Here is a 6,769-nt window from a genome sequence, read left to right on the forward strand (position 1 = left end):
GCTGCTGCTCGCCGTCACCGCGATGACGGGCCGGCGCACCCCGGCGGTCCGCCGGCTGCCGCGCACCACGCGCCCTACGGCCACCGCCCGTGAGCGGCTGCTGGTGCACTCCCTGGGACGGCGTGGACCTCCGTGCTCGGTCCTCCTCGCGGTCTGAAACAGCACCGCGCGCCCGAGCACCCCCAGTAGTCAGTCCCCCATACGTATTCCGCGCACCACACATGCGCGTCCCTGATGGAGATCACCAACATGAGCAAGCGGAACAGCGCGGCGGCCAAGACGCAGGCCCGTGAGCGGCTGCGCGCGGAGCGCGAGCGCCAGGCCAAGCGCGCCAAGGTAAAGCGGCAGATCATCGTGGCCTGTTCGGTCGTCGGCGTCCTGGCGATAGCCGGCGGCATCGGTTACGCAGTCGTGCAGAACAACAAGCCCTCCTACTGGGAGTCGGCGAAGGACGACAAGCTCGTCAAGCCGGCCAACACCACCGGCACCAACGGCACGACGGTCGTCTTCGGCAAGAGCACCGCCAAGAAGACCCTGGTCATGTACGAGGACCCGCGCTGCCCGATCTGCGCCCAGTTCGAGCAGACCGTCGGCTCGACCGTGAAGAGCGACTTCGACGCCGGCAAGTTCAAGATCCAGTACGTCGGTGCCACGTTCATCGACAACAAGGACAACGGCGAGGGCTCCAAGAACGCGCTGAGCGCCATGGGTGCCGCGCTGAACGTCAGCCCCGAGGCGTTCCTTGAGTACAAGACCGCGCTCTACTCGACGAAGTACCACCCGGACGAGACGACCGACACGTTCAAGGACGACTCGTACCTGATCAAGGTCGCGAACACGGTCCCCGCCCTGAAGAACAACGCGGCCTTCCAGAAGGCCGTGAAGGACGGCACCTACGACAAGTGGGCGCTGGACATGTCCGCCACGTTCGACAAGAGCGGGGTGACCGGCACGCCGACCCTGAAGATGGACGGCAAGACGCTGACCGGCTCGGACGGCACGAACGCGCCGATGTCGGTGGCCGACTTCACCACGGCGATCACGGCGGCCCTCAAGGCCTGAGCCACCCGAACACCTCCTTGTGAGACGCGCGGTACAACAGCGGGCGAACTTTTACGAGTTCGCCCGCTGTCGTTAATACTGATCAGTAACCTAATCGCTCGTGACCAGTCGATACAGAGCACCCGAGAGCGTCAACTCGCCCTCCCCGCGCCGCCGTACGGTCGTCAAGGCCGCGGCCGCCACCGCCGTCCTGGCCGGCCCGCTGATCGCCGCGCTGCCCGCCGGGGCAGCCACCGAGGCCCCCGCCTTCCTGCACGGCGTCGCCTCCGGGGACCCGCTCCCGGACGGCGTCCTGCTGTGGACCCGGGTGACGCCCACCGCCGAGGCGGTCCCGGGTTCGGGGCTCGGCCCGGACACCGAGGTGAGCTGGACCGTCGCCACCGACAAGGCGTTCACCAACATCGTCTCCAAGGGCTCGCTCACCGCGACCGCCGCCTCCGACCACACCGTGAAGGCCGACATCCGCGGCCTGGCGCCGGCCACCGACTACTTCTTCCGCTTCTCGGCCGGCGGCACCGACTCCCCGGCGGCGCGCACCCGCACCGCGCCGGCGGCGGACGCGAACGTCTCCGGCCTCCGCTTCGGCGTCGTCACCTGCGCCAACTGGGAGGCGGGCTACTTCTCCTCGTACCGCCATCTCGCGGCCCGGGGCGACCTCGACGCGTGGCTGCACCTGGGCGACTACATCTACGAGTACAAGTCGGGCGAGTACGCGGCGCGCGGCACGGTCGTACGGCAGCACGCGCCGACCAACGAGATCATCACGCTCGCCGACTACCGCATCCGGCACGGCAAGTACAAGACCGACCCCGACCTCCAGGCGCTGCATCTGAAGGCGCCGGTCGTCGCGATCTGGGACGACCACGAGTTCGCGGACAACGCCTGGTCGGGCGGCGCGGTCAACCACACCGAGGGGGCCGAGGGCACCTGGACGGCCCGTCAAGCCGCCGCGAAACAGGCCTACTTCGAGTGGATGCCGGTCCGCCCGGCGATCGCGGGCACCACCTACCGCCGCCTGCGCTTCGGCAAGCTGGCCGACCTCTCGCTCCTCGACCTGCGCTCCTTCCGTTCGCAGCAGGCGAGTTCGGGCAGCGGTTCGGTCGACGACCCGGACCGTACGATCACGGGCCGCGCCCAACTCGACTGGCTGAAGGCCGGGTTGAAGGCGTCGGACACCAAGTGGCGCCTCGTCGGCAACTCGGTGATGATCGCGCCGTTCGTCATCGGTTCGCTCACCGCCGACCTGCTCAAGCCGCTCGCCAAGCTGCTGGACCTGCCGCAGGACGGCATCGGCGTCAACACCGACCAGTGGGACGGCTACACCGACGACCGCCGTGAACTCCTCGCCCATCTGCGCTCGAACGCGATCGGCAACACGGTCTTCCTCACCGGCGACATCCACATGTCCTGGGCCAACGACGTGCCGGTGGACGCCGGAACGTACCCGCTCTCGCCGTCCGCGGCAACGGAGTTCGTGATCACCTCGGTGACCTCCGACAACCTCGACGACATAGTGAAGGTGCCCGAGGGCACGGTCTCCGCGCTCGCCGCCCCGCTCATCGAGCTCGCCAACCGGCACGTCCACTGGGTCGACACGGACCGCCACGGCTACGGCGTCCTCGACATCACCGCCGAGCGCGCGCAGATGGACTATTACGTCCTGTCCGACCGCACCTCGGCCACCGCGACCTCGTCCTGGGAGCGCTCGTACCGCACGCGCAGCGGCACACAGAAGGTGGAGCGGACCTACGACCCCGTCTAACTACAGGCTGTCCAGGAAGCCGAGCGCCACCCGCCAGGTGGCCTCGGCCGCCTCCTCGTCGTAGTCCGGGAGGCCGGGGTCGGTGTACAGGTGACCGGCTCCGGCGTACCGGTAGATCTCCACATCCGCGCCCGCCTTGCCCATCTGCAGATACCAGGAACTGAGCCAGTCGTCCGTCTCGAACTGGTCCGGCTCGGCGACATGCAGCTGGACCGGCAGGTCGTCGACGGAGGCGTTGGCCGCGATGTCCGAGGTGCCGTGCAGGAGCAGCAGCCCGCGGGCCTTCTCGTCGCCGAGGGCGAGGGTCTGGGCGACGGAGGCGCCGAGCGAGAACCCGGCGTAGACGAGCCCGCGCTCCGAATAGGGGGCGGCGGCGAGCACAGCCCGCTTCAGCAACTCGTCCTTCCCGATCCCGTCGTTGAAGGTCATGCCCTCCTCGACCGACTCGAACGTATGCCCCTCGAAGAGGTCCGGCGTCCACACCTCGTGGCCCGCGGCGCGCAGCCGGTCGGCGGCCTCGCGCACCGCCGGCCGGAGTCCGTACGTCGAGTGGAAGAGCATGATGTTCATGAAGCCATCGTGCCAGTACGGTCGGACACATGGAGAACGTACTGCGCCCGCTGATCGTCATCGGCGGCTCCGTCGTCCTCACGCTGCTCATCGGCTGGGTCACCGACCTGCTGCTGCGCAAGGCGGACGCCCGGCACGACGACACCTCGCTGTGGGGCCTGCTGCGCCGCGGCCGAGTGCCCTACCAACTCGTGCTCTGCGCGGCCTTCCTCAGAGGCTCCTACGACCAGGCGCAACTGCTGGAGGAGCACCGGGTCGGCATCGGTCAGACCCTGACCCTGGTGCTGATCGGCGCCACCGCCTGGCTGATGATCCGGGTCGCGGCGGCGATCGTGGAGTCGTCGTACGCGCGCTACGCCCGCGCCTCCCGCGACGCGGCCCGGGTCCGCCGGGTCCGGACCCAGGTGACACTGATCACGCGGGTGGTCGCCGCGATCGTCGGCGTGGTGGCGGTAGCCGCGATGCTGCTCACCTTCCCCGCGATGCGCGCGGCCGGTGCCTCGCTGCTGGCCTCGGCGGGCGTCCTCGGCATCGTCGCCGGTGTCGCCGCGCAGTCGACGCTCGCCAACCTCTTCGCCGGGCTGCAGATCGCCTTCGGTGACATGGTCCGCATCGGCGACACCGTGGTCGTGGACGGCGAGTGGGGCACGATCGAGGAGATCACCCTGACCTTCCTGACGGTACGGACCTGGGACGAGCGCCGGATCACCATGCCGGTGTCGTACTTCACGTCCAAGCCGTTCGAGAACTGGTCGCGCGGCACCCCGCAGATGACCGGCATCGTCTACTTCCAGGTCGACCACTCGGCCCCCGTCGACGCGATGCGCGAACAGCTCCGCGAAATCCTGCGCGCCTGCCCGGCCTGGGACGGCCGCAGCTACGGCCTGGTCGTCACCGACACCACCCCGAACACCATGGAGGTGCGGGCGCTGGTCACGGCGAAGGACGCGGACGACATCTGGACGGTACGGGTCACGGTCCGCGAGCAGATGATCCGCTGGCTGTACGTGGAGCATCCGTACGCCCTGCCCCGCGTCAACACGGCGGACGCGGCACCGGTACCGGGCGAGGACACGTCACCCAACGGGGGTGCGGGGCGGGCGGCGCATGAGCCGCCGGGTGCGGGGCGCGGGTGACGCGGTGGGCGTCTCCGGAACCGCGACGCCCTCGCCCTTCAGGGGCGCGGGGCTGTATTCATCAGCGGCTCCGCCGCGGGGCGCGCCCAGCCGAGACGGCGCCGCGGCCAACCAACTACCTGTCCGGCACGCCCCTCAACGCCCCCGCTCAGCCCCGCCATTGACCTGAATCACCTGCGAGGTGACATGCCCCGCGGCAGGCGAGGCGAGCCAGTGCAGGGTCGCGGCGATGTCCCCGGGGGTACCGGCCCGCCCGGTCGAGGTGTCCCGGATCATTCGCTCACGCCGGGCTTCCGCGATCTCGGGACCGAAGAACTCGGTGTCCTCGATGTACCCGGGCGCGACCACGTTCACGGTGATGCCGCGCGGCCCGAGATCCCGGGCCAGATCATGGGCGTACGGATGCAACGCGGCCTTGGCCGCGCCGTACGCCCCGCTCCCCGACCCCCGGTACGCGGCGATGGAACTGACGAACAGCACCCGCCCGCCCGGCTCCGCGAGCCGCGGCTTCAGGGCCTCGGTGAGCAGCGCGGCGCTCAGGGTGTTGATGCGGAAGTTGACGGTCCAGTTGTGTGCGACGGCGTCCAGCGCGTCGCCGCTGCCGCTCTCCGGTTCCAGGGTCCCGTTGCCACCCGCGCTGTGCACCAGCACATCCACGGTGCCGAACTCCTCGGCGACGAACCGCGCGACGCCGCGCACCACTTCGGGCTCACTCAGATCCCCGGCATACGTCAGCGCCCCCGGCACCCCGGCCTTCTCCAGCACCTCACGCCGCCGCCCGAGCAGCAGCACCCGATCCCCGTGGGCCGCGAAGACATGCGCCGCGGCGAGCCCAATTCCCGTTCCACCACCACTGATTACGACGTTGCGTGCCATGGGGCGAGCCTACAAAGAAGGCGAGGGCGAGCACGAGGGAATTCAACCCGCGGCCGCCGACGGCGCTCGGCCCCCACGGGAAACGCTCGCCTCTCGGCCGACAGTGAACGGGTGGTGCGCGGGTGGGAGACTCACCGCAAACTACGCACATCGAGATGCCGAAGCACCCGGTCCACGATCTCCGGATCCGCCCCCGGCTCGTTCCGCGCCGCCAGCACCTCATGCCGAGCCGCGCTCATCATCTCCCCCTGGATCCGCCGCATCCGCTTCACCCGCTTCACCCGCTTCTCGTAGGCCTCCCGCCGCTCCCCGTCCCCCACCTCCGGAGAGATCCGCACCCCGATGTCGAAGGCCCTCCGCAGCAACTGCTCGGACACCTCCTCCGGCAGTTCCTCCACGTCCTCGATCTCCCGCAGCCGCCGCTTCGCGGCCTTCGCCGCCCGCACCGCGAGCTCCTTCTCGAACGCCTTCTCGCTGTCAGTGTCGGCCCGTACCCCGAGCCGCTTCACCAGCCACGGCAGCGTGAGCCCCTGGAGGACCAGCGTCGCCATGATCACCCCGAAGGCGATGAACACGATCTCGTCCCGGTCGGGAAACGCCGACCCGTCGTCCATGGTCAGCGGGATCGCCAGCGCCAGGGCGACGGACGCCACCCCGCGCATCCCCGCCCACCACATGATCACGGTCTCCCGCCAGGACGTCGGGATCTCCTCGTCGTAGTCCCGCTTGGCGTGCAGCCGTTTGGTCAGCCAGGTCGCCGGCAGCAGCCACGCCAGCCGTACGACCACGACGACGCCGACGATCGCGGCGGCCCAGCCGAGCATCTCGCCCCAACGCCCGGACGCCGTACGGATCGCGTTGTGCAGTTCGAGCCCGATGAGCCCGAAGGCCACCCCGGTGACCAGCGTGTCCACCACGTCCCACACGGTCGCCCCGGCGAGCCGGGTCAGCACGTCGTCGGCACCGAGGGCGTACTCGGCGAGGAACAGCGCGGTGGTGAGCACGGCGAGCACTCCGGAGCCGTGCAGTTCGTCGGCCAGGACATACGAGGCGTACGGCACCAGGAGGGTGAGCCCGATCTGCAGGGTGGCGTCGTCGAGCAGTGACATCAGCTTGTTCGCGGCCCACCCCAGGGCCAGGCCGATCGCCACGGCGACGACGGCGGACAGCACGAAGTCGAGCCCGGCGCGCCAGAAGTCGAAGCTCCCGCTGACGGCGGCGGCGATCGCCACGTGGTAGAGCACGATGGCCGTGACGTCGTTGAAGAGGCCCTCGCCCTCCAGGATCGACACCAGCCGCCGCGGCAGCCCGAGTTGCCCGGCGACGGCGGTCGCGGCGACCGGGTCGGGCGGCGCCACCAGCG

At 70.0% G+C, this 6,769-nt stretch carries 6 protein-coding genes; 3 read left to right on the forward strand and 3 right to left on the reverse strand.

Translation table 11 applies throughout. The features are described 5' to 3' along the window. Positions 1-249 precede the first annotated feature (249 nt). Both R6V09_RS42160 and R6V09_RS42165 read left to right on the forward strand, forming a co-directional pair. The gene (locus tag R6V09_RS42160; RefSeq protein ID WP_317886777.1) at positions 250-1,062 is read left to right on the forward strand and encodes a thioredoxin domain-containing protein; all 813 of its coding nucleotides are present in this window, start codon (positions 250-252) and stop codon (positions 1,060-1,062) included. 100 nt (positions 1,063-1,162) lie between these two features. Further along, on the forward strand, positions 1,163-2,824 hold the full coding sequence (locus R6V09_RS42165; protein ID WP_317886778.1) for an alkaline phosphatase D family protein: 1,662 nt from the start codon (positions 1,163-1,165) through the stop codon (positions 2,822-2,824). Here R6V09_RS42165 and R6V09_RS42170 read toward each other — a convergent pair whose 3' ends face one another. Beyond that, on the reverse strand, positions 2,825-3,394 hold the full coding sequence (locus tag R6V09_RS42170; protein WP_317886779.1) for a dienelactone hydrolase family protein: 570 nt from the start codon (positions 3,392-3,394) through the stop codon (positions 2,825-2,827). Positions 3,395-3,423: 29 nt separating this feature from the next. Between R6V09_RS42170 and R6V09_RS42175 the strand changes: the two genes are divergently transcribed. Next, positions 3,424-4,530 (forward strand): mechanosensitive ion channel family protein, encoded by a 1,107-nt coding sequence (locus R6V09_RS42175; RefSeq protein ID WP_317886780.1) that lies wholly within the window; start codon positions 3,424-3,426, stop codon positions 4,528-4,530. Between the two features lie 135 nt (positions 4,531-4,665). On the opposite strand, the gene R6V09_RS42180 is transcribed toward R6V09_RS42175, so the two are convergent. Together R6V09_RS42180 and R6V09_RS42185 are read right to left on the reverse strand one after the other, a co-directional pair. Beyond that, on the reverse strand, positions 4,666-5,406 hold the full coding sequence (locus R6V09_RS42180; RefSeq protein ID WP_317886781.1) for an SDR family NAD(P)-dependent oxidoreductase: 741 nt from the start codon (positions 5,404-5,406) through the stop codon (positions 4,666-4,668). Positions 5,407-5,537: 131 nt separating this feature from the next. Beyond that, on the reverse strand, positions 5,538-6,769 hold a 1,232-nt coding region (locus R6V09_RS42185; protein WP_317886782.1), incomplete at its 5' end, for a cation:proton antiporter.

This window comes from Streptomyces sp. W16 (assembly GCF_033194735.1).
In the GTDB taxonomy this organism is placed as follows: domain Bacteria; phylum Actinomycetota; class Actinomycetes; order Streptomycetales; family Streptomycetaceae; genus Streptomyces.

What these genes read in the sequence shown, in the direction of transcription:
- R6V09_RS42160 (WP_317886777.1), top strand. Translation starts at nt 250, where the DNA reads ATGAGCAAGCGGAACAGCGCGGCGGCCAAGACGCAGGCCCGTGAGCGG.
- R6V09_RS42170 (WP_317886779.1), bottom strand. Translation starts at nt 3,394, where the DNA reads ATGAACATCATGCTCTTCCACTCGACGTACGGACTCCGGCCGGCGGTG.
- R6V09_RS42175 (WP_317886780.1), top strand. Translation starts at nt 3,424, where the DNA reads ATGGAGAACGTACTGCGCCCGCTGATCGTCATCGGCGGCTCCGTCGTC.
- R6V09_RS42180 (WP_317886781.1), bottom strand. Translation starts at nt 5,406, where the DNA reads ATGGCACGCAACGTCGTAATCAGTGGTGGTGGAACGGGAATTGGGCTC.